Below are 24670 nucleotides of genomic sequence, written 5' to 3'. Positions count from 1 at the left end.
ATGAGCGACCAGAACCAGAAGGACCTTGTGTGGCCTGCCGGTTACCGCATCAATCCTCGCCACGAAAGCCTGCCGCAGGATCTTCTCGAGGCGTTCGGAAAGATCCCTGTTGCGGTCGCGGGTGACTGCATGGGTCGATCGATCGGTACGATGGGGTTGAGTTCCTATCATGGCAGCAAGATCATGTGTGGCCAGGCCGTCACGGTGCGCATCCGTCCGGGTGACAATCTCATGGTTCACAAGGCGATGATGATGGCGGGCGCTGGCGATGTCATCGTCATCGATGGTGGTGGAGACCTGACCCAGGCGGTCATCGGCGGCCTCATCCGCACGACGGCAATGACCAAGAAGCTCGGCGGGTTTGTCATCGACGGCGCCATCCGCGATCTGGCCGAATGGGCCGAAGGTGAAATGCCGGTGTTCGCGCGTGGCCATACCCATCGCGGTCCGAGCAAGGAAGGTCCGGGCGAAATCAACGTTCCCGTCTCCGTCGGCGGCATGGTCGTTCAGCCGGGCGATCTCGTTCTCGGAGACCTCGACGGCGTTATCGCGATCCCGGCCTGCGACGCTGCTGCATTGCTGCCGAAGACCCTGGCTCATCTCGATCGCGAGGCAAAAATTCGCGAGACGAATATCAAGGGTACATCCGATCCGGAGCGTTTCGACGCGATCCTGAGGGCAAAAGGCCTGCCCGTCTGAGTTCCGCGATCTCCGGTTCCAGAGGGGCCGGAGATCGCGGCGGAGCGGCGTCTTGGGAGGCGCCCTCCTGCATCCGACTGATCTTTCAGTGGAATAGGCGTTCCACACAATCGTGGAATAAACATAAAACGACGTGGCTCGCGGGCTGGCGGCCCGTGGGAGGAGGATTATTGCAATGCTTGTAGCGCTCAGCTTCGCAATGTTTGTGTGCTTCATATACCTGTTGATCAGCAGTCGCATGTCGGCGATGGCGGTGCTCATTCTTGTGCCGACAGTCTTTGCTCTGATCGGTGGATTTGGCCCGGATATGGGCGACATGGTCGTCAAGGGTATCAAGACGATCGCCAGCACCGGTGTCCTACTCATCTTTGCGATGCTGTATTTCATGGTGATGACCGATGCAGGCATGTTCGATCCGATCGTCAAGCGGATCGTCTCAGCCGTCGGTGGTGACCCGGTCAAGATCTTCATGGGCACCGTAGCACTGGGATATCTCGTCGCCCTCGATGGTGATGGCGCTACCGTTTACATGATCACGCTTTCGGCCTTCATGCCGCTTTATCGGCGTCTCGGCCTCTCGCTTCCGATGGTCGCCTGTTTGCTGCTGCAGTGTACCGGCATCGGCAATCTCCTGCCCTGGGGTGGTCCGACGGCGCGTGCTGCCGCCTCGATGAAGGTGGAGATGACGGATGTCTTCACGCCGCTCATCCTGCCGCTTCTCGCCTGTGTCGTCTGGGCTTTCGTCATGGCCTGGATCTTCGGCATGCGTGAACGCAAGCGGATCGGCCCTATCGACTTCGATTCCAGCCAGTTGATCGAGCATCGCGGCTCTGCGACCTGGCGCCTTTATTTCAACTGGGCGCTGACCATCGTGCTGATGGCCTCGCTCGTCCTGGAATTGCTGCCGCTGTCCTACATGTTCATGATCGGCGCCGCGATTGCCGTCACCGTCAACTTCCCTCGTTACGAACGGCAGCAGGAAGTTATCGCCTCCCATGCATCCGCTATCCTGTCGGTCGCGGTGATGCTGTTTTCGGCGAGCGTCTTCATCGGCATCCTCAACGAGACCGGTATGGCCAACGCACTTGCCCAGTCGATCGTCGCGATCATTCCGGACGCCGTCGGTCCCTATATGGCGGTCATCACGGCGCTGATCAGCATCCCGGTTACCTGGCTCGTATCGAACGACGTGTTCTATTTCGGCATGCTGCCAATTCTGGCCGAAGCCGCCAGCCATTACGGGATCACCGGTGCGGAAATGGCACGAGCGTCACTGGTGGGTCAGCCGGTTCACATTCTCAGCCCGCTGGTTGCCTCGACCTATCTTCTCGTCAGCCGCCTCGATCTGAACTATGGCGAGACCCAGAAATATACCATCCGCTGGTCGCTGGTCGGATGCCTGATCATGCTTGTCATGGCGATCCTGATCGGCGTTATCCCGCTTTATCGGTAAAAAGCTGTACCGGCAGCGCGTGTGCCGTGCTGCCGGTGTTCCCTTCAGAACATCCTCTCCGGGACAGGACCTTCGGCGTCAATGAGTTCCGATGTCTTCCCGCTGGCAATCCTCACGAGTAACCGTGCTGCGGGCGTGAAATAAGCTTCACGCAGCCGGATGATGCCGAACTCGCGGCGCATTCTCGTCTCGGCCAAGGGAATTTCGCGCAATTGCGAGCCGACGGCGCCGGGCGCCAGATTGCGCAGCGAAATGAAGCTTAAAAGCTTGGTTTCGGCGATCAGCCTCGGCAGCAGCGAGATGGAGCTGGTCTCCATCTGTACTTTCGGTCCTTCGAGACCCAGTGATCGGAACTTGTTTTCCAGCCATTGCCGGGTTGCCACTGCCCGGCCGGAAAGAACCCATTTGTATTTGACCAGATCGTCAACCGCTACCGGTCTGTCGAAGATCGGGTGATCATGGCTGGCGACGGCGACCACATCGTCATCCACGAGCGGAAAGGTTTCGAAGCGCTCCGTGTCGCGGGTAAATTGCGTCAGCGGACCAAAGACCAGATCGAGGTTCTTTTCGACCAGCGCCCGCACCAGCACGTCGTTCATGCCAACCGTCAGCTCCAGAGTGACGGCGGGTGCCTGCGCGATCAATTCCGCAGTGAGCGGTGGCAGCATGTATTCGGCGGCCGTCGCAGCACTGCCGATCCGCACCAGCCCGGCAATTCCCGTCCCGAGATCGGAGATTTCGCGCCGGACTTCGGACGCATAGGAGAGCAGGTTGCGCATGCGCGCGTAAAAGACGTTGCCGGCTTCCGTCAGTGCCAGCCGCCGTCCTTCGTGTCGGAACAGCTCGGTGCGGAGATCTTCCTCCAGGCGTTGGATGCATTTCGTCAGCGCTGGCTGCGTGCGACCGAGCTTTTCGGCGGCGAGAGCAAGATTGCCCGCTTCGGCGATCGCGACGAAATAGGTCGCGTCCCTGAGATCGATCATCGACTATGCCTCCATGCCTCGCCTTCTGCATGGTATTCCACATTGCCGCATATGTTTTCAACGGGATCGGTGCCCGAGAGCCGGGTTGATCGCGACCGCGGCGAGGGCAAGCGGAATTGCCGGATCATTTTCGTTTGCTGGCAGCCATGATCACCGAAACGCCAACGAGGATGAGCGCTATGCCGAACAAGGAAAACAGTCCGGGCTTCTCCCCGAGCAGGCCCCAGCCAAGTGCTACACCGACAAGCGGGTTTACATAGGCGAAAGTTGAGGCGACCGCCGGAGGATAGATCTTCATCACTGTTATATAGGCCAGCAGGCTGATCGCAGAGCCGAATATCACCAGGTAGAAAAAGGCGGTCAGTTGGAACGGCGCGAGATCGGCCGGCGGAATAATCGCGGTCCCGCTCGTCCAGCACACGCCGGTCAGAACGATGGCGGCAGCCAGTGTCTGAAGCCCGCCGGCCCAAAAAGGTGACATGGCGGCCAGAAGCGGCTTTTGGATGAGGCTGCCGATCGCCCATGTGAGACCTGCCGCGCAGAGGACGAGAGCGAGCCAGACGGCGTATCCGCTTTCGACGGAGGAGGAGCCGGCGAAGACTATGGGAGGTCCCACAATGAGGGACAGGCCAATGAGCCCGATGGCGAGCCCCGCAACGACACCGCGCGACGGCCGGGTGCGATCGGCAAGACCTGCGATCAGCGTCGTCCAGATCGGGATCATCCCCATTGCCATGACGATGAAACCCGAGGCCGCATGCCGTGATGCCAAGGTCGCGAGCCCGTTGCCCATCACCCACATCAGAACACCCGAGATGGCGCAGATTGCAAGCTGTCGTGCGGAAAGGGCGGGAAGGCGCCTTGTCCTTATAAAGCCGAGCGCAATCAGCACTGCCGATGCAGCCCACATTCTCCAGGTCTGCAATTGCAGCGGCGCGATGGCCGGCGGACCGGTGACGGCGATCTTGACGGCAAAATAGGTGCTGCCCCAGACGAGGTAGACGACGAGCAGGTTTCCGATGCCGCTCCAGGATGCATTGCGCGGCAATTTCGTTTCGTCGATCGCCGACATCGTCAGGCTTCCCGCATGAAGATGCGGGCAAGGCCGAGCTTCATCGTTTCCATGGCGTCGGTAGCACTGATCTTGATATGCTCGCCCATGATCCGGGAGGCAGTCTTGCCATCCCGCTTCAGCATCGCCTCGGCAATATTGTTATGTTCGGTGTAGGTGGTGGAGAGGCGCCGATGTTTTTCCACCTCGATCTGCCGGACGAAATGAATGCGGGTATTGATCCCTTCGATCATCTTGGCGAGCTCGGGATTGCCGGAAAGCCGGGCAATGCGCATATGGAATTCCTCGTCCTTGGCGGTCAGGTCCGCACTCGACAGTGAATCTGCCATGGCCGAAGTCCTGTGCCACCAGTCGGCCAGCATTTGCAGGTCCCGGTCCGACGCCTGTGCCGATGCCATCTGCACCGCCCGCTCTTCCAGGAGGATGCGGACATCGGTGAGGTTGAGGATTTCCTCGACGTCAAAACCTCGGCAGAAGAAGCCGCGATTGACCTGGAACGTGATCAGCCCTTCGGTGACCAGACGCTGCAAGGCCTCACGGATCGGGCTGCGGCTGACCTGCATCCTGGCTGCAAGTTCCAGTTCGTTGATCCGTTCGTTCGGCTTGAACCGGTATTCCATCGCCATACGGCGGATCTCCTCATATACACGAGGTCCGGTTTTTGCAGGTTTCGGTGCCAACACGCCTTGATCCTTGGGGTTGTGACGATGAGACGGGCGGACCATTGCGCTCATGCCATGCAGCCTGTCAATTAAAACCGATGCGGCCATGCGGCTACGGCCGCATCGGTAGGTTTCAAATGCCGGCGATAACAGCGATTTCCACGGTAAACTGTGGTGCGGCAAGCTTCGATTCCACGCAGGCGCGCGCCGGTGTGTTGCCCGGAGCGACCCAGGCATCCCAGACCGTGTTCATTTCGTTGAACGTTTCGATATCCGTCAGCCAGATCGATGCGGAAAGAAGCTTGCTCTTGTCGGATCCGGCTTCGGCAAGAAGCTCGTCCGTCCTGGCGAGGATATCGGCAGTCTGATCGGCAACCGAGGCGCCCGGCGCACGCAGTGCAACCTGGCCGGCCAGAAAAACGAGGTTTCCATAGGTGACGGCCTGCGACATGCGTGGACCGGTGCCAAATCGGGTGATCTGGTTCATATTATTTCCTTTCGAGGTGGGGTGGAACGCGCCTGCCCTCAGGCTGCAGCGCGAGGAAGGGTGTCGAGATCGACCGGAGAAGCTCGTCCGGCGATGAGGTCGGCGATGATGCGGGCGGAGCCGTGCGACATCGTCCAGCCGATATGACCATGGCCCGTATTGAGCCACAGGTTGCCGATGTTACGGCGTCCGAGAATTGGCAGATTGTCGGGGGTCATCGGTCTCAGGCCCGCCCACATATGCGCGCGGTCGTAAGCGATGCCCTTCGGAAACAGCGATCGCGTCACATCCATCATGAAGGCGAAGTCGGATGGCTTGTGCGACCGGTCATAGCCGGCAAATTCGGCCGTTGCGGTGACGCGAATGGCGTCGCCCATCGGCGTGATCGCGACGAGATTGTGCTCGTCGAGAACCGGAACCTTTGGGGCTAGATCCGGGTTGGTGATCGGGATCGTCAGGGAGTATCCCTTGATCGGGTAGACAGGCAGCGACAATCCGATCTTGCGGGCCACGAGGGGGCTCTCGCTACCGAGGCTCAGCACATAATTGTCGGCAGTGAACTCCCCCTGGCTGGTGACGACACGCGTGATCCTGTCACCGCTGCGCTCAAGTTTGAGAATTCGCGTGCCGGTGAGAATGCGGCCGCCGCGGTTGCGCACGATATCCGCCAGCGCCTTGGTGAATTTCGACGAGCTACCGGTTTCGTCGGTCGGGCAAAGTATTCCGCCGGCCATGAGATTGCGGGAGCCGAGCAAGGCCGGCTCGCGGCGCACGATCTCGTCGGGGTCTATGACGCGGATTTCCTGACCGTCGCTCTCCAGCAGGCGCATGTTGCGGACGCCGGTTTCCAACGCCGCCTTGTTCCGGTGGAAATAAATGATGCCGGATGCAGTCTGGTCATAACGGATGCCTTCGCGGGCGACGACATCACGCAGCACGGATTGGGAGTGGGCCGCAAGGCGGTGCTTGCGAAGCGTATTCAACCTTGCCTTTTCTGCGGTGCATTCCATCAGGAAGCGCAGCGACCAGCTGTAGAGATGCGGATCTGCCGACAGGCGAAACCTCAGGGCCTGATCTTTCAGGAACAACGATTTCAGCAGAATCTTCGGCGCCGCGGGCGATGACCAGACGAAGGAATGGCCGGGCGCGATCATGCCGGCATTGCCCCAGCTTGTGCTTTCCGCGACCTCACTTTCCTGTTCCAGCACGGTCACGTCGTGCCCGTCCTGAAGGAGCTGATAAGCTGTGGTGATGCCGACGACGCCGCCGCCGAGGATCAAGGCATGCATGGCAAGTTCCCCTTTTGTCGAATTTATTGTCGACAATTATTGTGCATGCGATGCCGCTGTCAACGTTCTTTTGCATCGCAGCGAAATTCGATGCGGAATGGCCTGTAATAGCGAAAATTGATGCATCGCAAAAAAAATATTGCGCCGCATCTTGACGGGAAAATTTATTGTCGTTTCTATTGTCGACAATAAATTCCAACAAGAGGGGTATGACATGAAACGCATTTTGTTGAGCAGCGTGTTGGTTCTCGGGCTTGCCATGTCGGCGCATGCGCAGGAGGCGGTCATCGGCGCCATCCTGCCACTATCCGGTTCCAGCGCGACGCAGGGTGAGGATCAGCGGCGCGGTATGGAACTGGCGCTGGAAAAGATCAATGCGGATGGCGGTGTCCTCGGCCACCCGCTCAAGATCGTCACAGAAGATTCCGCCGGGCGGACAGCGACAGCGCTGGATGCGGCCAAGAAGCTGGTGAGCGTCGACAAAGTGCCTGTCGTGCTCGGCGAGTTCTCGTCGGGCATCACCATACCGATCGCACAATATCTGCTTCAGCAGCAGAGGATAAACATCAATATCGGCAGTTCCAGCACGCAGATCCGCTCGCTCGGCAAAGGTGAGTTCAGTGTCCTTGGGCTGGACGATGTTTCCGGCGCGTTTGCCGCACAGGATGTCTTTTCCAGCGGAGCCAAGAAGGTTGCGGTCATCGCGCCGAACAACGCCTACGGGCAAGGCATTGCGGAAGCCTTTGCGGCAAAATTCAAGTCGCTCGGCGGTGCCATCACCTCCACCGTGCTTTATACCGAAGGGCAGACGACCTATCGCCGCGAATTGCAGCAGCTCGCGGCCGGTGAGCCGGATCTGTATGTCTATACGGCATATGGCAAGGAATCGGCGACCATCAACCGCGAGAGCTTCGAGCTCGGTCTCAACGAGAAGAAGTGGTACGGCCTTTATCTGACGATGTGTACTGCCGACAGCGATCCGCAGTATGTCGAGGGCCAGATCGGTATGGATCTCAACTATATCGGCGGCAATGGCGCCGATTATCAGAAGGCCTATGAAGCCAAATACAAGAGTGGCTTCACGTCGACATTCAACGGTTTCGCTTATGACGGCGTCATGCTGGTCGCTGCTGCCATCAACAAGGCGAATTCGCTCGATCCACAGAAGATCGAAACAGCAATTACCGAGATTGGTAAGAATTACGAAGGGGCTACAGGACCGATCGTGTTCGATGCGGACGGTCAACGCAGTGCGCAGCCCTATCTGCGTCTGACGATTGCAAGCGGCAAGGCCGTCGCCACGCAGTGATTGCCGGGGCGCTAGCCGGCAAACGCCCGCTGGCGCCTTCCGACCTAACGCTGATCGCAACGGACGGACATCATGTTTCAATTCCTTGTCGACACACTCATGCGCGCCTGTGACCTCGTTCTCGTGGCGATCGGGATGAGTGCCGTTTATTCGCTGATGAAGTTTCCCAATATCGCTCTGGTCCAATATGCGGCGATGGGGGGTATGCTGGCGATCGTGCTGCAGAAGGCCGGCGTGCCGATCGGTGCAGCCATCGTTTTCTCGGTTCTCCTGACCGGCCTGCTCGCCGTGCTTCTCAATGAGTTCCTGTTCAACCGCATGCTGAAGATCGGCTCATCCACGGCGATGATCGGGTCGCTTGCCGTCGGCATGATCTTCTCGGCCGCCTTTCTGGTCACCATGGGGCCCAATCCCAGTCGCTTCGCCCTGCCGATCTCCCGCCCCTTGCGCATTCTCGGTGCCCTCGTGACCGAGCCTCAGCTTGTCAGTTTCGTCATAGTGCTTGCCGCGATCGCTGCCTTCGCTCTGCTTTACTTCAAAACCGACCTCGGTCGCTGCATGCGGGCGACATCGACCAATGAAGTTCTTGCTGACGCGACCGGCATCAATACCGCTCGAATGAAAACCGTCATCGTGCTGATCAGCGGCATGATGGCGGCACTCGGCGGCGTGTCGATCGCGCTGAAGGGCGAGGTTGATATTCAGGTGGGCATGGACCTGCTTCTGCCGGTCTTTGCCTCGGCCATATTGGGTGGGCTCGGTAATCCCTTCGGGGCCATTGCCGGAGCGCTGCTGATCTCGATTGCCGAAACCGCTGTCACCACCATCAATTTCGGGCCGCTTATGGGACAGGTCGTCGTCTTCCTCCCGGTCGCCTATGCCAGCGCGATCTCCTTCCTTCTTCTCGTTGCGGCACTGCTCTGGCGTCCGCGCGGCCTTTTTGTCAGCGAGGTGAAGCGTGTCTGATTTCATCATTCATGTTGCCATCATGTCAGGCTTTTACGCACTGCTGGCGCTGAGCCTCAATCTTCAGGCAGGGTTTGGCGGACTGATGAATTTCGGCCAGATCGCTCTTTTCGCCTGTGGTGCCTATGCTTCTGCTCTCGCTTTCCGCTTCGATCTCGGTGTGGTTTCCGGTTTCGTCCTGGCCATGGTTGCAGCCGGCATCCTGGGCTGGGCGTTTGCAAGCGTCGGCCGCAATCTCCAGGCCGACTACTGGGGTATCGTCACTCTCGCTCTGGCCGAGGTCATCCGCATCGTCGCCACGAACGAGGACTGGCTGACTGGTGGAGCCCAAGGCATCGGCGGCATCCCACCGCTTTATCCGGGCCTGGATAATCAGTTGCGCCAGATCGCAATCCTCGTGACGGTGGCATTGCTTGTCATTGCGGCGGGACTGTTGTGCCGGCATTTGATGGGAGGCCGATATGGGCTAGCCATCAAGATGATGCGTGAGGAACCCCAGCTTGCCGCGTCTCTCGGCTACGACACGATTGCCATCAAGCGTCAATTGACAGTCATTGCCGCACTTCTGGCTGCGGTGTCCGGTTTCCTGTTCGCCCGCTATGTCAGCTTTGTCGGGCCCGAACAAATCGACAGTTCCGAAACATTCCTGATCTGGGCGATGATCGTCGTCGGTGGTCTCGGCAACAATGCCGGTGCTATCGTGGGGGCCTTCCTGCTGCAGTTCACCTTCGCCTTCATTCCGTTCGTCAAGGATTGGATCGGCCTGCCGACCGAATATGTCGCGGCCGGTCGACTGTTCCTGACCGGGGGAGGGCTGATTGCCTTCATCGTCTGGAGACAGTCCGGCATCGTGCCGGAGCGCGTCGGGGGAGGCCGCTATGTCTGATATCGTTCTCACCGTCGATGGCGTTGCCAAATCCTTCGGCGCCAACCAGGTTCTCGCAAATGTCGGCTTCAGGATAGGGCAGGGAGAGATCGTCGGCCTGCTCGGGCCGAATGGCTGTGGCAAGTCGACCCTGCTCAATCTCATTTCCGGCGTGTTGTCCGCCGATGCCGGAACGATCACCTTCAATGGTGAGAATATCGGCGGCAAGGGCATGGACCGGATTGCCGGGCGTGGCCTTGTCCGCACCTTTCAGCTTCCCTCCATGCCGAAAAGAATGACGGTGGCTGAACTGCTTTATGCCGCCTCCGCAAGCAGGGCCGGTTTCGGCAGCCTGTTCCGGCGTGATGTCGATGACAGGGCCGAGGTCGAAAGACTGCTGGCAGATCTGGCTCTCTCGAATGTCAGGCACTTGCCGGCGGCATCCTTGTCGGGCGGCCAGAAGAAACTTCTGTCGATCGCGCTGGCCTTGCGGACATCGCCCAAGATGATCTGCCTGGACGAGCCGACGGCCGGTGTTCATCCCAACCTGCGCCATCACATGGTCGGGCTTCTCAGGCGCATCAACGCCGCCGGCATTACCCTGCTGATCGTCGAGCACGACATGCATTTCATCCGTGAACTCTGCACCCGTTGCGTGGTGATGGATCGTGGTGCGGTGATTGCCGACTGCCGGCCCTCGGAACTCACATCCAACGAGCAGGTGGTCGAGGCCTATCTCGGCAACGCCAGGCAGAAGAAGGTGATGGCATGATCGAAGTCACGGAGGTCAGAGCCGGGTATGGAGACGGACCCGATATCCTCAACGGTATTTCGCTGAAGGCCGAACCGGGCAGGATTGTCACGATCCTCGGCCCCAACGGCTGTGGCAAGTCGACACTGCTGAAATGCATCGCCGGGTTTGTCAGGCCGAGGGCAGGCAGCGTGCGCATGTCGGGGGAGGCGGTCACCGATATCCCGACCTATCAGAAGGTACGCCATCACCGGGTCGGCTTCGTGCCCCAGACCGACAATGTCTTTGCCACCATGACCGTAGCGGAAAATATCCTGATCGGCGGCCGGCTGATGGACAAGAAGGATCGCGGCCGGCGTTTCGACGAGCTGCTCCACCAATATCCGAGCCTCGCGGCGAAGAAGAACAGGAGAGCTTCGGCGCTATCCGGTGGGGAAAGGCAGTTGCTTTCGCTGGCCCGCGCGCTGATTTCCGAACCTTCGATCCTGCTCCTTGATGAACCTTCCGCCGGTCTTTCCCCGCGCATGATGCACGATGTCTTCGAGGCAATCGCCGACGTCAAGCGCCGCGAGGGGCCCTCCATCCTGATGGTCGAGCAAAATGCCTTCGAGGCGCTGCATGTGTCGGACACGGCCTATGTCCTGTCGCTCGGCAGCGTAGCGATCGAGGGCGATGCATCCGACTTGCTCGCCGATCCGGCGATGCGATCGCTTTATCTCGGCGGTGACGGCCACTAACACGCATCCTGCGCTATCGGAGACCAAACATGACTATACACTCCCCCCAGAATACGCCGCCGCTTGCCGTCAACAGGGAAGGGTTGGCCTTCGAGATCGACGATGGCATCGGCACGCTTGCCAATCTCGGTCTGCTTGTACTGAGAACCGACCAGACGATCGAAGACGAGTTCCGATTTGCGCTGCCATCTTCGGGCGTGGCTCTCTACGAGGCTAGGCTCTACAGCGATGTCGAGATCACACCCTCCAATCTGATGAAAATGTCGGACGAAATTCCCGGTACGGTCGGGCTGTTGCCGGACGTGACATTCGATGTCGTGGGGTTTGCCTGTACGTCGGGATCGCTGGTCATCGGTGAGGAGCGGATCGCGGAGCGTGTTCATGAGCGGATGCCGGGCGTGAAAGTGACCAACCCGGTCACGGCCGCCCGAGCCGCGGTCGCGGCCCTCGGTGCACGGCGTGTTGCCTTGCTGACACCCTATATGCCGGAGATCAACCATTCGCTGCGTGCCTCGCTGATGGCGAGAGGCATGGACATCCCGGTCATGGGATCTTTCCACGAACCCGACGACAACCGTGTTGCGCGCATCACGCCGGCATCTATCGAGCAGGCCATTCTGGATCTCGGCAGTTCCGACGAATGCGATGCCGTGTTCGTTTCCTGCACCAGCATGCGGGTTGCGCGTATCGTGGCCGACGTGGAGGCAAAGCTCGGCAAGCCGGTCACCTCCAGCAATCACGCGCTGGCATGGCACATGCTGCGACTTGCCGGCTACAGCCAGCCGCTGGAGGGCCTCGGACGATTGTTCAGCCTTGGCATCGCCTGACCGGCACTGATATCGACACTTGTTGAAAAGGGGCGGAGCAGCGTTTTGCTCCGCCCTCACGCATCTTACTTCTTGATCCAGGTATCGCGGAGCGAGTTGCTGAGGCCTGTGCTGGTCGTCACGAGATCCTGGACCTTGCAGTTGTAGATGGTCGGAAATGCGAGTTCCGTCAGCCACGCAACTGGAACATCCTTCCGCAAGATCTCCTGAGCGCGATCGTAGAGAGCCTGCCGGTTTTGCGCCGGAAAGGCGAGTGCCGCCTTTTCGAAGATGCCGTCCAGCTCCGGGTTGGAATAGCCTTCGACATTGTTCCAGGGCGAGCCCTTCAGGATCTGATCGGTCTTGTAGTTGCGGTCGACACCGATTGCCGGATCGCCGTTCTGATAAAGATAGGTAAAGGCCATGTCGTAGTCCCAGTTGGCGACACGCTGGTTCCAGCCGGCAACGTCGGTCGCCTCGATCTCGACCGGAATGCCGACCTCCGCGAGGTTCTGCTTCACCGCTTCGGCCCAGCGTTGCCAGGTTTCACCATAGGGAAGCGGCAGCAGGCGCAACGGCTTTCCGTCATAACCGATTTCCTTCAGGAGCGCCTTGGCCTTGGCCGGATCATGTGGATATTGCGGTCCGCCATCGCTGTGGAAAGGCAGTTTGGACGAAAAGGGACCGTCCGCGACCCTGCCCATGCCATTCCAGAGCACATCCTTGGCGAACTCGCGATCCATCGCATACATGATCGCCTGACGGAATTTCGGATTGTCCATCGGCTTGGTGCGGTTGTTGAGCCACAGCCAGGACATCGGCGCGTAATATTCCCAGCCCTTGTCGGTCACGCATGTGTGGGGAAGCGCCGAGACGCGGGGGATGTCGAAATTCTCCACCGTGCCGCCCGGAAGAACGTCGATCGCGCCCGATTCGAATGCCACGGCGCGCGCGGCGGCGTCCGGAATGATCTGGTAATAGATCTCGTCCAGATACGGCTTGCCCTTGATGTAATAATCTGGGTTCTTGACGAGCTTGATATAGCTTCCCTTCTTCCACTCGGCGAATTTGAAGGGGCCGGTACCGATCGGCTTTTCGTTGTTCGGGTTGGTGGCGTAATCCGTTCCCTCATAGAGATGCTTGGGAATGATCGGCATCGCACCGAAATCCATGGCGCGGATGAAGGGTTCGAACGGAGCCTTGAGCTTGAAGACGATGGTCTTGTCGTCAGGTGCCGTGACGGACGCGACGCGGGTCATCGTATTGCGGTGCTTGGAAAGCGTCTTCGGCAGGAATTCGTTGACGGAAAACAGCACATCGGCGGCCGTCATCGGTACGCCGTCGTGGAACTTCACATTGTCCTGCAGATGGAATGTGTAGGTGAGGCCATCCGCCGAAATCTCCCAGCTCTTGGCCAGCGACGGCTGGGGCTGGAGCTTGTCGTCATATCTGAGAAGGCTTTCGTATATCTGGCCTGCGACCAGCGAGGCCGGGCCGTTCTGAACGATGCCGAGCATCAAACCCGGTGGCTCAGGCTGCACGATCAAGTTCAAGCGCCCGCCATCCTCGGCGGCAAATGTGAAGCTTGCGCCCGAAAGCAGCAATGTGGCGGCCAGTAAAAATCTTCTCATGCTTGTTCCCATTTTATGATTATAGCGATGCGGTGATTTTCGAGGTGGAAGCGTTTCAGATTGGATCTTGATTGCCTCACAAACGGCGCCACACTGCGCGCTGGATAGTGCTTGCAACGGCAGATCAAGGTCCTTCTGATGCAATATGTAATCGATTGCATTGAGCTTGACATAGGGTGTAAGCCTTTACAATAGCCTATCTGGCCTGCCGCGGTTTTATCGTTCCGCGCGCTGTCGAGGCCGGAATGGGAGGAAACGGTGCGAAAGCCCACTGTTCGAATAAAAGATGTCGCGCTTGCTGCGGGTGTGTCTACCGCGACGGTGAGCAGGGCCTTGTCGAACCCCGACAAGGTGAGCGATGAAACCCGTAAAAATGTTCTGGCAGCGGTGGACAAGACCGGTTACGTGCTCGATGAGGCGGCGAGCAATTTTCGCCGGCAACGTACCGGTTCGATCGTCGCGCTTCTGCCCAACATCGCCAATCCCTATTATTCCACTATCCTGTCTGCAATTTCCGAGGCGCTTGCCGGCACGGGCTATAATCTGCTCGTGGTCGACACGAATTACGGCCGCCGTGCGGATGATGCAGCGCTTCAATATTTCACGAGGCGCCGCACGGATGGCGTCATCGTTCTGTTGGGCAGCCTGCCGGCAGATACTCTTCGAACGGCCCTTGCTGGGCCATCCGTTCCACCGGTCATCCAGGTTGGCGAATGGCCGGAAGCTCCCGAGACGCCGCGTGTCACGATCGACAACCGCGAGGCTGGAAGGCTGGCTGCCAGGCATCTGATCGATCTAGGCCACCGCGATATCGGCTTCGCCAGCGGTCCTCGTGGCAACTTTACCACAGAAACACGGTTGCAGGGATTGCGGGATGTGCTGGAGGAGGCCGGGCTCTTTCTGCGGGAAGACTGCATACTGCCGGGGGAATTCTCGCTGGCATCAGGACGAGCGGCTGCGCAGGTCTGGCTCGATATGAGCGAGCGGCCGACGGCGGTATTCTGCGATTCCGATGAAATAGCCTGTGGCTTTATCGGCCACGTGACGCGGGCGGGCATCAAGGTGCCCGATCAGGTCTCTGTCGTCGGCTTCGACGACATCGAGATCTGCGCTCATATCTATCCGGCATTGACGACGATCCATCAGCCGCGGCGGGCGATCGGTACTACGGTTGCCCGGATGATGCTCGATGTGATCGAGGAAAAGCCCATTGAAAGAGAAAACGTGATGCTGGACGTCGATCTCGTGTTGCGCGACAGCACCGCTCCTCCGGCGTCTGCCCGCTGATAGCGGGTAGACTGCCTTTGATGGCAGATTGCCTCGCTCAGACGGTCCGCGCCTCGATGCAGATCGCTTCGAGGTCCTCGGGTTGAATCGGCACACCGGGAAACTCCGCGATGCTGACCATCGGGGAGGCCCGCACGGAGTTTTTCCCCACCTCGTCCGACAGCAGATCACTGATCCGTCCCTTCAGTCCGCCGCGTGCGTCAAACAGTGATCGCAGGCGCTGGCCGGCAACCGGATGATCCAGCCACTCGCCGAATGTCGACCATGTCGTCAGCGGCGCAGTAACGGGATCGCCCGGCAGGCTGACTGTCTCGCTCAGGCGAAGATCGCGGGACGATGAGCCCACATGTATCGTCACCGTGCCGCCACCAAAGATCCAGGCGTTGAGACTGCTGCTCCAATGCTCCAGGCGTGAACGGGGCACGGCAATCTCGACCGTTTCGGTGGCGCCGGGGTCCAGCTCGATCTTGTGCCATCCCCTCAGTTCGATCGGAGGCGTGATGACGATATCGTCATGATCATGGACGTAGAGCTGGACCACCTCTGCGCCGCGGCGCGTGCCGGTGTTGCGGATCAAGAGACGGGCGGTGACGGCGATTTCGTCCGATAGAGGGCGAACATCGATCTCAAGTGCGGAATAATCGAACGTCGTGTAGGAAAGGCCGTGGCCGAACGGGTGATCGACATCTTGTCGGCGCGCGTCGTAGGACCTGTAGCCGACATAAATGCCCTCGCCATAGGTGACGTTCTGGTGTTCACCGGGGAAGTTCAGATAGGCGGGGGTATCCTCCAGCCGCAGGGGGATGGTTTCGGAAAGTTTGCCGCTTGGGTTGACGTCGCCGAACAGAATGTCGGCGATGGCTTCTCCATGGGCTTGCCCCGTCAGCCAAAATTCGACGATGGCGTTGACCGAGTGACGCCAGGATGCGGTTGTTACGGCCGATCCATTGCTCATGGCGACGATCGTTTTTGGGGCTGCCGCCTGCAGCGCCTTCAGAAGTTCGAGCTGGTTGGCCGGTAGCTCGATTGAATTGCGGTCGCTGCCCTCCGCCTCATAACTGTCCGGCAGGCCGAGAAACAGGATAGTCACATCCGAGCGCTTGGCTGCGGCAACCGCGTCCTCGATCAGCGTTGTGGATTGGGCAACCTTGTCAAGCGCGTAGCCGCGGGAAAACTCCAATGAACCGCCAGCCATCTCGACGCGCGCGGCAAGCGCCTCAAGGCCGTTCGTAACCTTGATCGCATTGACGCGGGAACTGCCGGCTCCCTGATATCGCGGCTTGCGGGCCAGTTCGCCGATCACGGCCACACGCAGGCCGGGGGATATTGACACGGGCAGCGCCCCGTCATTCGTGAGCAGTACGGATGATTTCGCGGCTACTTCCCTGACCAGGGCGTGGTGTTTGTGATAGTCCGGTTCAGCGGACGCATCCTGCGGCGCCGTTCTTTCCGCCAGCAGCTGCATGCGCCGGGCGGTTTCCGTGATTACCCCGATATCCAGCTTATCCTGCGCAAAGGCTCTACGCACCCGCTCATCGCCGGGTCTGCCCGGCATGCGCAGATCGAGGCCAACCTTTAGCGAGCCGACCGGATCGTGGACCGCGCCCCAGTCGGAAACGACGACGCCGTCGTAACCCCATTCGTCACGCAGCACGGTCTTGAGCAGCCAGGAATTCTCCGATGCGTAGGTTCCGTTGATGCGGTTGTAGGACGTCATGATCGTCCAGGCATTGGACTGCTCGATAGCGATCTGGAAGGCGCGAAGATAGATTTCCCGCAAGGCGCGCTCGTCGACATTGGCGCTGACCCGCAGCCGATCGGTCTCCTGGTTGTTGACGGCAAAATGCTTGAGGCAGGCAGCAACGCCCTGAGACTGCAATCCGCGGGCTATCGCTCCCGCCAGCATACCGGCAAGCAGAGGATCCTCTGAGTAATATTCGAAGTTGCGGCCACAAAGCGGGCTGCGCTTGATGTTGAGGCCTGGCCCCAGCACGACATCGACGCCCGCCGCTCTCGCTTCCACCGCCAGAGCCTGACCAACGCGTTCGATGAGATCGACATCCCAGGAAGAGGCCAGCGTGACCGCCGGGGGGAAGCAAGTCGCAGGATGACTGCGCTCCAGGCCCAAATGGTCGGGGTTCTCGTCATTCTGCACACGCAGGCCGTGCGGACCGTCAGCGAGCCGGACAGAGCGTATCCCGAGACCGGGCGCGGCGGGCGTCGTCCAGTAGTCCGCACCAGTCGTCAATGCCAGCGCTTCGTCGGCGAATGCCAGAATGTTCTGCTCGATTGTATCCTCGGTCATTTCTGCCTCATGGAAAAACAATTCAGACTCAATCTCTCGACGGATCCTTAATGTAATCGATTACATGCGCAACTATCATTCAATGAAATCGATTGCAATTCGAGTTGGGCGGCGGCCGTCCATGAGGGACTGGATATGTCATGGATGACGATGCGTGGCCACGCTGGCATCGGGGCTTTTGCCGGCGATCGGAAATCAGGCTGCGGTCGGCTCCAGCATGCCGAAACAGGCGACGAGCGCGACGACCGTTATCGCCAAGCCGAATTCGGTGACTGTTGCCACCTTCACGGCCGATTCCGCCGACCGCGACGATGTGATCCTCGGCACGATGTAATAGCGATTGACGATCGCGATGACGATCATCAGTCCAACCAGCATGATCTTTGCGGCGAGAAGCAACTGGTATGGCTGCGACCAGTCGAGCGGAAATCCGCCTAGGATAAGGATTGTGTTTACGGCCCCGGAAAGGACGACGACGATGACGGCGATATGGCCGGCATTGGAAAATCGCATGAGTGCGCGCCTAGCGTGATCGACAAGAGGAGGCTTGCGCATCAGGCCGAGAATGATGGCTACCGGCAGCAGAGAGCCCAGCCAAGCTCCCGCGGCCAACATATGGGTGGTGTCGTTCACTTGCTGAAACGTGCCGATCCAGCCGGAATTCATGGCGGCATGACCGATCATCGTCAACCCGGCAATCAGAAAGGCCGACACCAAGGCGGTCACGAAGATCGCTGCATTGCCGGTTGCGAATACCGAACAGGCAAACAGCGCCACGGCCCCGACAAGCTGGTACAGCCATGCGCTGCCGATGCTCGTCGCGGCGACGATGTCCATGATCGTCTGCGGATCAATTGCGTCCTGCCATCCATTGCCGAGCATTGCCGATCGGACCGGCAGGGTAAGAATTGCCGCCACCAGCACCGCAAAGACGGAGGCAATGCGAGCCCATCTGATCCTCGACCAGATTTGCGCGCGAAGGTCGCTCTGCACAAGAAATCGCAGATAGGCGGCGCTGCCCCATAGAAACAGCACCGCCAGGTCGAAAGCGAAACGGATAACGACGAAAACCGTGTCCGGCGTGATCACGGCTTCACGGTGAAACTGTAAGCGCCGTTGGTCTTGTGACCATCGGTCGAGAGAACATGCCATTCGACCTTGTAGGTGCCTTGGGAAAGCGGGGCTGAGACGGGAACGACAAGCGTCTTGTCGCCTTCGCTGAGCTTGCTCTCACCCAGACCAACCGTCTTTCCATCTCCATCGGTCACTGTGATGCCGCTGAACTTGAGGTTCAGTCCCTCGGTGAACGTAAGGTCGAGTTCGGACGGGGATGTGACTGAAGCCTTGTCGGCCGGATTTGAGGTCTTCAGATGCGCATGGGCAAAGGCCTGGCTGGAAACGGCGGCGGCGGCGGTGAGAGCGAATAGGGTGATCTTGATAGAGCGAAACATGTCATCTGTCCTTGCTGATTTTGATAGACCGTTGTCTTGCTGCTCGAAATGAGGCGGATGTCGACCGCGTCATTTCCCTGAATTGGCCTGACAGTGATGCTTCGATGCAGGTGTCATTCTCTTATGCCTTTCGATCAGATCGTCGCAGTTGTCCGGCGGCCTAGATGCACCAGCCGGCCGCGGCCGCTCTTCCGCGCATGTCGAGCCCGTGGCCGTTACGGGCGGATGCATCGCTCCAATGTCTGGCGATCGTCTACCAACCCAAGATTGCAGATTCTCCCGTCAAGCATGAGGTGTCAATCCATGAGGATACAACATCAAATCAAGCGATACGGATGCTGCAACTGCTGTGGCCCCAACCCTGAGGGTTGGGGCCGTCCAGGAGAGAGCGTGTGCCCGTCAATTCATCTGGGGATCGCAGATTGGAACCGGCTTCGGCGGCGGAGCCGGGTGGTCCTTCTTGTATTGGGCGATGAGCGGTTCGAGGGTTTCCTTGTTCCAGAATCGCGGCGTGCCGATTTCCTTGAGGCAATCCGAGTTCCAGTAGACACCGGCATGACTGCCCGGCCGGCCCGATGCGAGTGCCTTGGACATGGCTGCGATATCTCGCGACTCGGGGTAGATATAGACCGTGGTCGGATTGTCCTTCACTGTGGACAGGACCATCGGGGCCTCTGCTGGTGACCAGCTCGTGCAGCCGTCGCTGCGACCACCGGCATAGTTCACCAGTTTGCCGAGCGGAACGTATCCATCGCGGTTTGCATAGGGGCTCTCCGGTTTCTTCTGCATGCAGATACCGGAAACCAGTGCTGCGGCATGTCCGCCTATGGCGCGCTGCCGTGCATTCGCCGTCTCGCCGACGCCGTCGAATTGCACGAAGGATCGCGTCAACAGGGCCTGTCCGCCCGAACCGGTCCGGTAATAGCCCTTGAACGACGTCTTGATCTCGCTGGTGAGATAGGCACCTCCAGCGGTCAGATTGGAGTCCAGAGCGTTGCCGAAATTCCTTGCGCATGCACGGTCATTGGAGAAATCCACCACGCCGGGCAGTTTGCGGCCGCTGCCATGGCCTGAAGAAATCACGCTGAACGTCTGACTGGCTTCGCAGATCGTGTAGAATCGCCCGCCTGCCTTGCCATCGGTCAGGTCGTTCGGGCGTGTCGCGTCCATGGCGAAGTAGCAGGGATTTTTCACCTTGCCCTCGGCGACCTTGCTGAAATAGAGCGCCCGGGCCCGCTCGAAGACCGTGGGTGCAATCTGTCCATCGCCTTCTCCGATATGTCCTTTGAGCCACTCGGGGGCAGGCGGCAGATGCTGTGCGCTTGCTGCCTGCGCAGACACAGCCGTGAGCAGCGCGGCTGCAAGAATTTTGATCGTGAAATCAAGCCTGAAAGAGGAAGGCAACGGAATTGCTCCTGAAGTGGTCAATGGTCGGCGCCATGGCAATCGTCCGGTGCTGCCGAATATCTGGCGGACAGGGCAGATAGGCATCATCATGGTTACCAAAAGCTTAACGAGGAAAGGCTATGTGAAACTCTCGTCAGTAGAGGGTTCATGCCAGCCATCCTCGCCATCCAGATAACCTGATCCTGCCGTTGCCATGCCGAACCGGGCTTACCGTCGCGATATTATCTCACTCGATGCCACTAAGCGACCAGCGTCGCCCATCACTTGTCAGTGTTGTCTTGCCCGGAAAGCCGATATCGATCTTCCAGAATGCGTCTGCCGGTGCACCCAACGCACTGACGATCATTGCCCGGCAGACGGCGCGATGCGTGATGGCGACGATCTTTCCGCCTCGCTGCAGATTTCCGTCCAGCCACGCCTGTGAGCGCTGGATCAGGTGGACGATACTCTCTCCTTCGGGAGGCGAGAAATCAGGCTCGGTCATCCATTCTTTCAACGCCTCCGGCTCACTGCGCGCAACGTCTTCCAGAGATCGCCCCGACCAGAGGCCATGATCGAGATCGGCCAACCGATGGTCGACTTCGTATGACGAGGAGATCGCTTCGGCGATCTGGACTGTGGATCGCGCCGGCGAGCAGACCAGGTAGGCTTCACGCAACAGATCGGGGGGTATGAACGCATGAATCGTATCGATGTCGCCATCGACGAGCGGCTCATCATGCGGAAACGTCGCGTTGCGAGCGGCGGTCGTCGGGCCATGACAGATCAAGAACAGGCGGGTCGATCGTGACATGCTCGGAGCCTTTCCTACTGTCGGCTGGCGCGCGGCCCCTAAATGCGTTTGACTTACGGGAACGCGCACTGATACACGTTTGTCTTATTGCATTCGGGAAGACAGTGAAATCCTGTCGCGGTCGCGCCACTGTAATCGATCCGTCGAGAGCCAGACCCTGTTGCAATAGGACGATCCCTTTGAACGCGCAATTCACGGAAGAACGCCATGGCCAACGCCACTTACGCTCCCGAAATCACAGTCACCCCGATTCCCGTCGGACAATTGCTTCCATGGGCCGTGTTCGGCGGCCTGCTCATGCTGATGGCGATCTATTTCGTCGGTGCCGAAGAAGGCGCGACCTCGCTGATCTCCGGCATGGAAGTGCACGAATTCGTGCATGACGGCCGTCATCTCCTCGGCTTTCCCTGCCACTAAGGGGCTCTGACATGATTGGAAACTTGTTGTTGAGAGGCATGATTGCCGGTCTCATCGCGGGACTGCTTGCCTTCGGTTTCGCTCGCACTTTTGGTGAGCCTCTGGTCGATCGTGCGATCGCCTTCGAAGAGCAGGAAGCCGCCGCGGCCAATGAGCCGGCGGAGCCGGAACTCGTTTCGCGCAAGACCCAGGCCGGTATCGGCCTTTTGACGGGCGTGGTCTGCTATAGTGTCGCCATCGGCGGCATCTTTGCGCTGGTCTTCGCCGGGCTCTATGGCAGAACCGGCCGCATCAGCCCGCGTGGGCTTTCCGCGATCCTCGGTGTGCTTGCCTTCCTGGCGATCATCGTCGTGCCCGATCTCAAATACCCGCCAAATCCGCCAGCTGTCGGAAATCCCGATACGATCGGTATCAGGACGGGGCTGTTCTTCATCATGATGGTCGTGTCGATTGCGGCAATGGTGGTGGCGTATCTGATCCGCTCTGCGCTGGTGGCCCGGATGGGAGGCTGGAACGCTTCGATCGTGGCCGGCCTGTGCTACATCGCCTTTATCGCCGCGGTGCAATTCCTGCTGCCTGCGATCAACGAAGTACCGGAAAACTTCTCGGCCGTGACCTTGTACAACTTCCGCATCGCGAGCGTCGGTATCCAGGCGATCGTCTGGGCAGGCACGGCCCTGATCTTCGGCGTGATGGCCGAGGCCCTGATGAAGAACTCCGGTCACTACCGGAATGCCATCGCAGCACGGTAGAACTGGGCTCGTCAAGTTAGCGCCGACTAATGTGAATACCACTCCGATCCCAGGAGGATGGGAGTGGCTTCAAAATTTATACGTCTCGATCGTTTGACAGGACTTCATAGCATGAGACGGCTTGCTCTTTTCAGTCTCATCCTGCCGGTCTTCTTTGCCGGTGAGGCTCTCGCTCATAGCGGCCGGCTGCCCTCCAATCAGACGGGATTGCCGATACCTGCCGTCACGCATGGCGAAATGGCGATCCTGACGCATTATCGCTCCGCAATCGTCGCCCTGGCACATCGGGCTGTAGTCACCGATCCGCGCTTTCGCGTGCTCCTCAACTACACGGAAATCCAGCATGCGCTGTGCCTCTGGACCGCTGTTCCTGGAACGGTCGGAGACGAAACCAGCCCGTTCAACGAATGCGCGCATGCCGATCTGGCTGCCGCCAAGGCGCTGCTTCTCCACATGAGAGCAATGCCGGATATCGGGCCGGCCGCAAATGAGCTGAATTCCCAGTTCGAGAACGAGGCGATCCTCAGCGGTGCCGAACTCGTCGGCTGTCAATATTCCGATGAAGGATACAATTCTGCTGAGTTTATCATGCCGGACTGGATGGGTGCCCTGTCGCATGGACCAAGCCTGGCAAGCGCCGGCGTCGTTCTGGCCTTCGTCGGTGTGCCATTCGCGGCGTGGCGGTCGCGATCCGGCAGGAAAAGACATTCCGCTGCATAGCATTGTCGCGCGCCAACGCTGATGAAGAAACGGGCGGCCGCACGACTTGCCGCCCGAGAATCAATATCCGTCAGTAGACATCGCGAAGGTAGCGCTTGTCCCGCTTGAGGTTTGCCAGATAATCCGCTGCCTTCTCGGGCGTCATCCCGCCATGTTCGGCGATGATCTCGCCAAGCGCCGTATCGACATCGCGCGCCATGCGCGTCGCATCACCGCAGACATAGAAGGATGCACCATCCTCCAGCCAGGAGAACAATGCCTTGCCGTTTTCCTTCATGCGGGTCTGTACATAGATCTTGGCATCCTGGTCACGCGAGAAGGCGAGGTCGAGGCGCGTCAGCAGACCGTCACGGCTCATGGTGGAGAGCTCGTCTTCGTAGATGAAGTCGCTTTCGCGGCGCTGGTCGCCGAAGAACAGCCAGTTGCGGCCCTTGGCGCCACGCCCGCGGCGTTCCTGCAGGAATGCGCGGAAGGGCGCGATGCCCGTGCCGGGGCCGACCATGATCATCGGTGCATCGTCATTGCCGGGAACGCGGAAGGATTTGTTCTGCGACACGAATATCCCGGCTGTCGCGCCCTCGGCCACGCGGTCGGCCATATGGGTGGAGCAGACCCCGCCACGATGGCGACCTGCTGCGTGGTAGCGGACGCTTGCGACGGTGAGATGCACCCGGCTTTCGGCCTCCTTCGGGCTCGAAGAAATCGAATAGGCGCGGTGCTGCAGCGGCTTCAACAGGCCGACGAACTCTGCTGCGTTGAGAACGCCCTGCGGGATCAGCGAGATGAGGTCGAGGCTGTCTTTGCTCCACAGGAAGGCCTCCAGCGCCTCCTTGTCGCCATTGCGCATCACGCGGGTCAGTTCCTCGTGGCCGGCCCGGCGCTCGACTTCGGCAATCAGGTCGCGTGATGGCGTCGAGATCTCGTAATGCGCCGAAAGCAGCTGGCCGAGCGGCGCCCCTTGGACTTCGGTGTCTGCGGTTGCCCCGAGCCTTGCAACGAGGAGATCGACCAGTGCCGGGTCGTTGACGGGCATCACGCCCAGCGCATCCCCGGCTTCGTAGGTAAGCCCGCTATCGGCGAGATCGAATTCGTAGTGGCGGATTTCCTTGGTCGAGGACGACCCCGACAGGCGGCGATTGACGGCAAGTGTCGCGGCGTAAGGATTCTTGCGGCCCCAGCCGGTCACCTCGCGTATCGGGGCCGCAACGACGGCGACCGGTGTCCCGGCTTCAGGCACCTCAGATGCAAGCGGCAGGGTCTCGCCAAGCCATTCGGCGGCGGCATCCTCGAAATCGATATCGCAGTCGCGCCGGGTGGCGATGCGGGTTGCGCCGAGTTGTTCCAACCGGGTGTCGATCAGCTTTCCGGCCTGGCAGAACCCGTCATAGCCGGTGTCGCCCAGCGCCAGCACGGCAAATTTCAGGCCCTCGAGACGCGGAGCCGTGTCCGCCGACAATGCCTCCCAGAACAGCTGGGCATTGTCCGGCATCTCGCCCTCGCCATAGGTGGAGGTTACCACGACGACATGGCGCATGGCGCCGAGCGCGGTCATGTCGATGTCGTCGAGGCCCTTGACCTCCGGCGCCATGCCGAGCGCGCGTGCCGCGGTGGCCGCGTCCATCGCCACCTGTTCGGCATTGCCGGTCTGGGTGCCGTAGAGGATGTGGATCGGTTGAGCAGCGCCGGTTGCCGATGCGCTAGCCGTGCTTTCCCCGGCGACAAGGCGCGAGTTCAGACCGGCCATGAAGCCGGCTAGCCATGCGCGCTGGTCGCTGTTGAACGGGGCGTCCTCGGGAATATGCGGGATCATCATCGTCCGGTTCTCATT

Annotated in this window: 24 protein-coding genes; 12 read left to right on the top strand and 12 right to left on the bottom strand. The window is 59.8% G+C overall.

Annotated features, from left to right (window positions below; genetic code table 11):
• Both NCHU2750_RS25565 and NCHU2750_RS25560 read left to right on the top strand, forming a co-directional pair.
• Window positions 1–699, top strand: coding sequence for an RraA family protein (locus tag NCHU2750_RS25565; RefSeq protein WP_119944604.1), 699 nt, complete (start codon window positions 1–3; stop codon window positions 697–699).
• Window positions 700–874: 175 nt separating this feature from the next.
• A complete protein-coding gene (locus tag NCHU2750_RS25560; protein ID WP_119944603.1) occupies window positions 875–2152 on the top strand; it encodes a CitMHS family transporter in 1278 nt (425 codons plus the stop codon).
• Between the two features lie 44 nt (window positions 2153–2196).
• Here the strand turns inward: NCHU2750_RS25560 and NCHU2750_RS25555 are convergent, their stop codons facing one another.
• From NCHU2750_RS25555 to NCHU2750_RS25535, 5 genes are all read right to left on the bottom strand, one after another.
• On the bottom strand, window positions 2197–3135 hold the full coding sequence (locus NCHU2750_RS25555; RefSeq protein ID WP_245480492.1) for a LysR family transcriptional regulator: 939 nt from the start codon (window positions 3133–3135) through the stop codon (window positions 2197–2199).
• Between the two features lie 124 nt (window positions 3136–3259).
• Window positions 3260–4207: an EamA family transporter gene (locus NCHU2750_RS25550; RefSeq protein ID WP_119944602.1), complete on the bottom strand. Its 948-nt coding sequence runs from the start codon at window positions 4205–4207 to the stop codon at window positions 3260–3262.
• Between the two features lie 2 nt (window positions 4208–4209).
• Window positions 4210–4932 carry a GntR family transcriptional regulator gene (locus NCHU2750_RS25545; protein WP_119944732.1) on the bottom strand — a complete coding sequence of 241 codons (723 nt, stop codon included), beginning with the start codon at window positions 4930–4932 and terminating at the stop codon, window positions 4210–4212.
• A 70-nt stretch (window positions 4933–5002) separates the two neighbouring features.
• Window positions 5003–5356 (bottom strand): RidA family protein, encoded by a 354-nt coding sequence (locus NCHU2750_RS25540; RefSeq protein WP_119944601.1) that lies wholly within the window; start codon window positions 5354–5356, stop codon window positions 5003–5005.
• A gap of 38 nt (window positions 5357–5394) precedes the next feature.
• Window positions 5395–6645 carry a D-amino acid dehydrogenase gene (locus tag NCHU2750_RS25535; RefSeq protein WP_119944600.1) on the bottom strand — a complete coding sequence of 417 codons (1251 nt, stop codon included), beginning with the start codon at window positions 6643–6645 and terminating at the stop codon, window positions 5395–5397.
• 214 nt (window positions 6646–6859) lie between these two features.
• On the opposite strand from NCHU2750_RS25535, the gene NCHU2750_RS25530 reads away from it, so the two are divergent.
• The 6 genes from NCHU2750_RS25530 to NCHU2750_RS25505 all read left to right on the top strand — a co-directional run bounded on the left by NCHU2750_RS25530 (window position 6860) and on the right by NCHU2750_RS25505 (window position 12100).
• Entirely contained in the window at window positions 6860–7954 is a 1095-nt protein-coding gene (locus tag NCHU2750_RS25530; protein WP_119944599.1) for an ABC transporter substrate-binding protein, read from the top strand.
• A 72-nt stretch (window positions 7955–8026) separates the two neighbouring features.
• Complete coding sequence (locus NCHU2750_RS25525) at window positions 8027–8920, top strand: branched-chain amino acid ABC transporter permease (RefSeq protein WP_119944598.1); 894 nt, start codon at window positions 8027–8029, stop codon at window positions 8918–8920.
• Window positions 8913–9806 (top strand): branched-chain amino acid ABC transporter permease, encoded by an 894-nt coding sequence (locus NCHU2750_RS25520; RefSeq protein WP_119944597.1) that lies wholly within the window; start codon window positions 8913–8915, stop codon window positions 9804–9806. Before NCHU2750_RS25525 ends, NCHU2750_RS25520 begins: the two co-directional genes overlap by 8 nt.
• On the top strand, window positions 9799–10557 hold the full coding sequence (locus NCHU2750_RS25515) for an ABC transporter ATP-binding protein (protein ID WP_119944596.1): 759 nt from the start codon (window positions 9799–9801) through the stop codon (window positions 10555–10557). The genes NCHU2750_RS25520 and NCHU2750_RS25515 overlap by 8 nt, the downstream gene beginning before the upstream one ends.
• Window positions 10554–11273 carry an ABC transporter ATP-binding protein gene (locus NCHU2750_RS25510; RefSeq protein WP_119944595.1) on the top strand — a complete coding sequence of 240 codons (720 nt, stop codon included), beginning with the start codon at window positions 10554–10556 and terminating at the stop codon, window positions 11271–11273. The genes NCHU2750_RS25515 and NCHU2750_RS25510 overlap by 4 nt, the downstream gene beginning before the upstream one ends.
• Window positions 11274–11302: 29 nt before the next feature.
• On the top strand, window positions 11303–12100 hold the full coding sequence (locus tag NCHU2750_RS25505) for a maleate cis-trans isomerase family protein (protein WP_119944594.1): 798 nt from the start codon (window positions 11303–11305) through the stop codon (window positions 12098–12100).
• A 65-nt stretch (window positions 12101–12165) separates the two neighbouring features.
• Here the strand turns inward: NCHU2750_RS25505 and NCHU2750_RS25500 are convergent, their stop codons facing one another.
• Entirely contained in the window at window positions 12166–13710 is a 1545-nt protein-coding gene (locus tag NCHU2750_RS25500) for an ABC transporter substrate-binding protein (protein WP_119944593.1), read from the bottom strand.
• 258 nt (window positions 13711–13968) lie between these two features.
• Between NCHU2750_RS25500 and NCHU2750_RS25495 the strand changes: the two genes are divergently transcribed.
• Window positions 13969–14997, top strand: a complete 1029-nt coding sequence (locus NCHU2750_RS25495; RefSeq protein WP_119944592.1) for a LacI family DNA-binding transcriptional regulator — start codon at window positions 13969–13971, stop codon at window positions 14995–14997.
• 37 nt (window positions 14998–15034) lie between these two features.
• Here NCHU2750_RS25495 and NCHU2750_RS25490 read toward each other — a convergent pair whose 3' ends face one another.
• The 5 genes from NCHU2750_RS25490 to NCHU2750_RS25470 form a co-directional block, all read right to left on the bottom strand.
• Entirely contained in the window at window positions 15035–17302 is a 2268-nt protein-coding gene (locus tag NCHU2750_RS25490; RefSeq protein WP_119944591.1) for a beta-glucosidase family protein, read from the bottom strand.
• Window positions 17303–17497: 195 nt separating this feature from the next.
• Complete coding sequence (copD, locus tag NCHU2750_RS25485) at window positions 17498–18391, bottom strand: copper homeostasis membrane protein CopD (protein WP_162939791.1); 894 nt, start codon at window positions 18389–18391, stop codon at window positions 17498–17500.
• Complete coding sequence (gene copC, locus NCHU2750_RS25480; protein ID WP_119944731.1) at window positions 18388–18753, bottom strand: copper homeostasis periplasmic binding protein CopC; 366 nt, start codon at window positions 18751–18753, stop codon at window positions 18388–18390. Before copC ends, copD begins: the two co-directional genes overlap by 4 nt.
• Before the next feature lie 399 nt (window positions 18754–19152).
• On the bottom strand, window positions 19153–20106 hold the full coding sequence (locus NCHU2750_RS25475) for a murein L,D-transpeptidase catalytic domain family protein (RefSeq protein ID WP_245480519.1): 954 nt from the start codon (window positions 20104–20106) through the stop codon (window positions 19153–19155).
• A 280-nt stretch (window positions 20107–20386) separates the two neighbouring features.
• The gene (locus tag NCHU2750_RS25470) at window positions 20387–20953 is read right to left on the bottom strand and encodes a histidine phosphatase family protein (RefSeq protein ID WP_119944588.1); all 567 of its coding nucleotides are present in this window, start codon (window positions 20951–20953) and stop codon (window positions 20387–20389) included.
• A gap of 207 nt (window positions 20954–21160) precedes the next feature.
• Here NCHU2750_RS25470 and NCHU2750_RS25465 point away from each other — a divergent pair, with 207 nt between their 5' ends.
• From NCHU2750_RS25465 to NCHU2750_RS25455, 3 genes are all read left to right on the top strand, one after another.
• Window positions 21161–21370, top strand: coding sequence for a CbtB domain-containing protein (locus tag NCHU2750_RS25465; protein ID WP_119944587.1), 210 nt, complete (start codon window positions 21161–21163; stop codon window positions 21368–21370).
• A gap of 11 nt (window positions 21371–21381) precedes the next feature.
• Entirely contained in the window at window positions 21382–22122 is a 741-nt protein-coding gene (locus NCHU2750_RS25460) for a CbtA family protein (RefSeq protein WP_119944586.1), read from the top strand.
• 111 nt (window positions 22123–22233) lie between these two features.
• Window positions 22234–22842, top strand: a complete 609-nt coding sequence (locus tag NCHU2750_RS25455) for a hypothetical protein (RefSeq protein WP_119944585.1) — start codon at window positions 22234–22236, stop codon at window positions 22840–22842.
• Window positions 22843–22912: 70 nt separating this feature from the next.
• On the opposite strand, the gene NCHU2750_RS25450 is transcribed toward NCHU2750_RS25455, so the two are convergent.
• A complete protein-coding gene (locus NCHU2750_RS25450; RefSeq protein ID WP_119944584.1) occupies window positions 22913–24655 on the bottom strand; it encodes a sulfite reductase subunit alpha in 1743 nt (580 codons plus the stop codon).
• Between the last annotated feature and the right edge of the window lie 15 nt (window positions 24656–24670).

This window comes from Neorhizobium sp. NCHU2750 (genome assembly GCF_003597675.1).
Classification (GTDB): domain Bacteria; phylum Pseudomonadota; class Alphaproteobacteria; order Rhizobiales; family Rhizobiaceae; genus Neorhizobium.
Note: the sequence above shows the minus strand (reverse complement) of the source record. Positions and strands in the feature narration are given on the sequence as shown.

Coding starts and splice junctions, on each gene's coding strand:
- NCHU2750_RS25565 (WP_119944604.1), top strand. CDS start 1: ATGAGCGACCAGAACCAGAAGGACCTTGTGTGGCCTGCCGGTTACCGC.
- NCHU2750_RS25560 (WP_119944603.1), top strand. CDS start 875: ATGCTTGTAGCGCTCAGCTTCGCAATGTTTGTGTGCTTCATATACCTG.
- NCHU2750_RS25555 (WP_245480492.1), bottom strand. CDS start 3,135: ATGATCGATCTCAGGGACGCGACCTATTTCGTCGCGATCGCCGAAGCG.
- NCHU2750_RS25550 (WP_119944602.1), bottom strand. CDS start 4,207: ATGTCGGCGATCGACGAAACGAAATTGCCGCGCAATGCATCCTGGAGC.
- NCHU2750_RS25545 (WP_119944732.1), bottom strand. CDS start 4,932: ATGGTCCGCCCGTCTCATCGTCACAACCCCAAGGATCAAGGCGTGTTG.
- NCHU2750_RS25540 (WP_119944601.1), bottom strand. CDS start 5,356: ATGAACCAGATCACCCGATTTGGCACCGGTCCACGCATGTCGCAGGCC.
- NCHU2750_RS25535 (WP_119944600.1), bottom strand. CDS start 6,645: ATGCATGCCTTGATCCTCGGCGGCGGCGTCGTCGGCATCACCACAGCT.
- NCHU2750_RS25530 (WP_119944599.1), top strand. CDS start 6,860: ATGAAACGCATTTTGTTGAGCAGCGTGTTGGTTCTCGGGCTTGCCATG.
- NCHU2750_RS25525 (WP_119944598.1), top strand. CDS start 8,027: ATGTTTCAATTCCTTGTCGACACACTCATGCGCGCCTGTGACCTCGTT.
- NCHU2750_RS25515 (WP_119944596.1), top strand. CDS start 9,799: ATGTCTGATATCGTTCTCACCGTCGATGGCGTTGCCAAATCCTTCGGC.
- NCHU2750_RS25510 (WP_119944595.1), top strand. CDS start 10,554: ATGATCGAAGTCACGGAGGTCAGAGCCGGGTATGGAGACGGACCCGAT.
- NCHU2750_RS25505 (WP_119944594.1), top strand. CDS start 11,303: ATGACTATACACTCCCCCCAGAATACGCCGCCGCTTGCCGTCAACAGG.
- NCHU2750_RS25500 (WP_119944593.1), bottom strand. CDS start 13,710: ATGAGAAGATTTTTACTGGCCGCCACATTGCTGCTTTCGGGCGCAAGC.
- NCHU2750_RS25490 (WP_119944591.1), bottom strand. CDS start 17,302: ATGACCGAGGATACAATCGAGCAGAACATTCTGGCATTCGCCGACGAA.
- copC (WP_119944731.1), bottom strand. CDS start 18,753: ATGTTTCGCTCTATCAAGATCACCCTATTCGCTCTCACCGCCGCCGCC.
- NCHU2750_RS25470 (WP_119944588.1), bottom strand. CDS start 20,953: ATGTCACGATCGACCCGCCTGTTCTTGATCTGTCATGGCCCGACGACC.
- NCHU2750_RS25465 (WP_119944587.1), top strand. CDS start 21,161: ATGGCCAACGCCACTTACGCTCCCGAAATCACAGTCACCCCGATTCCC.
- NCHU2750_RS25460 (WP_119944586.1), top strand. CDS start 21,382: ATGATTGGAAACTTGTTGTTGAGAGGCATGATTGCCGGTCTCATCGCG.
- NCHU2750_RS25455 (WP_119944585.1), top strand. CDS start 22,234: ATGAGACGGCTTGCTCTTTTCAGTCTCATCCTGCCGGTCTTCTTTGCC.
- NCHU2750_RS25450 (WP_119944584.1), bottom strand. CDS start 24,655: ATGATGATCCCGCATATTCCCGAGGACGCCCCGTTCAACAGCGACCAG.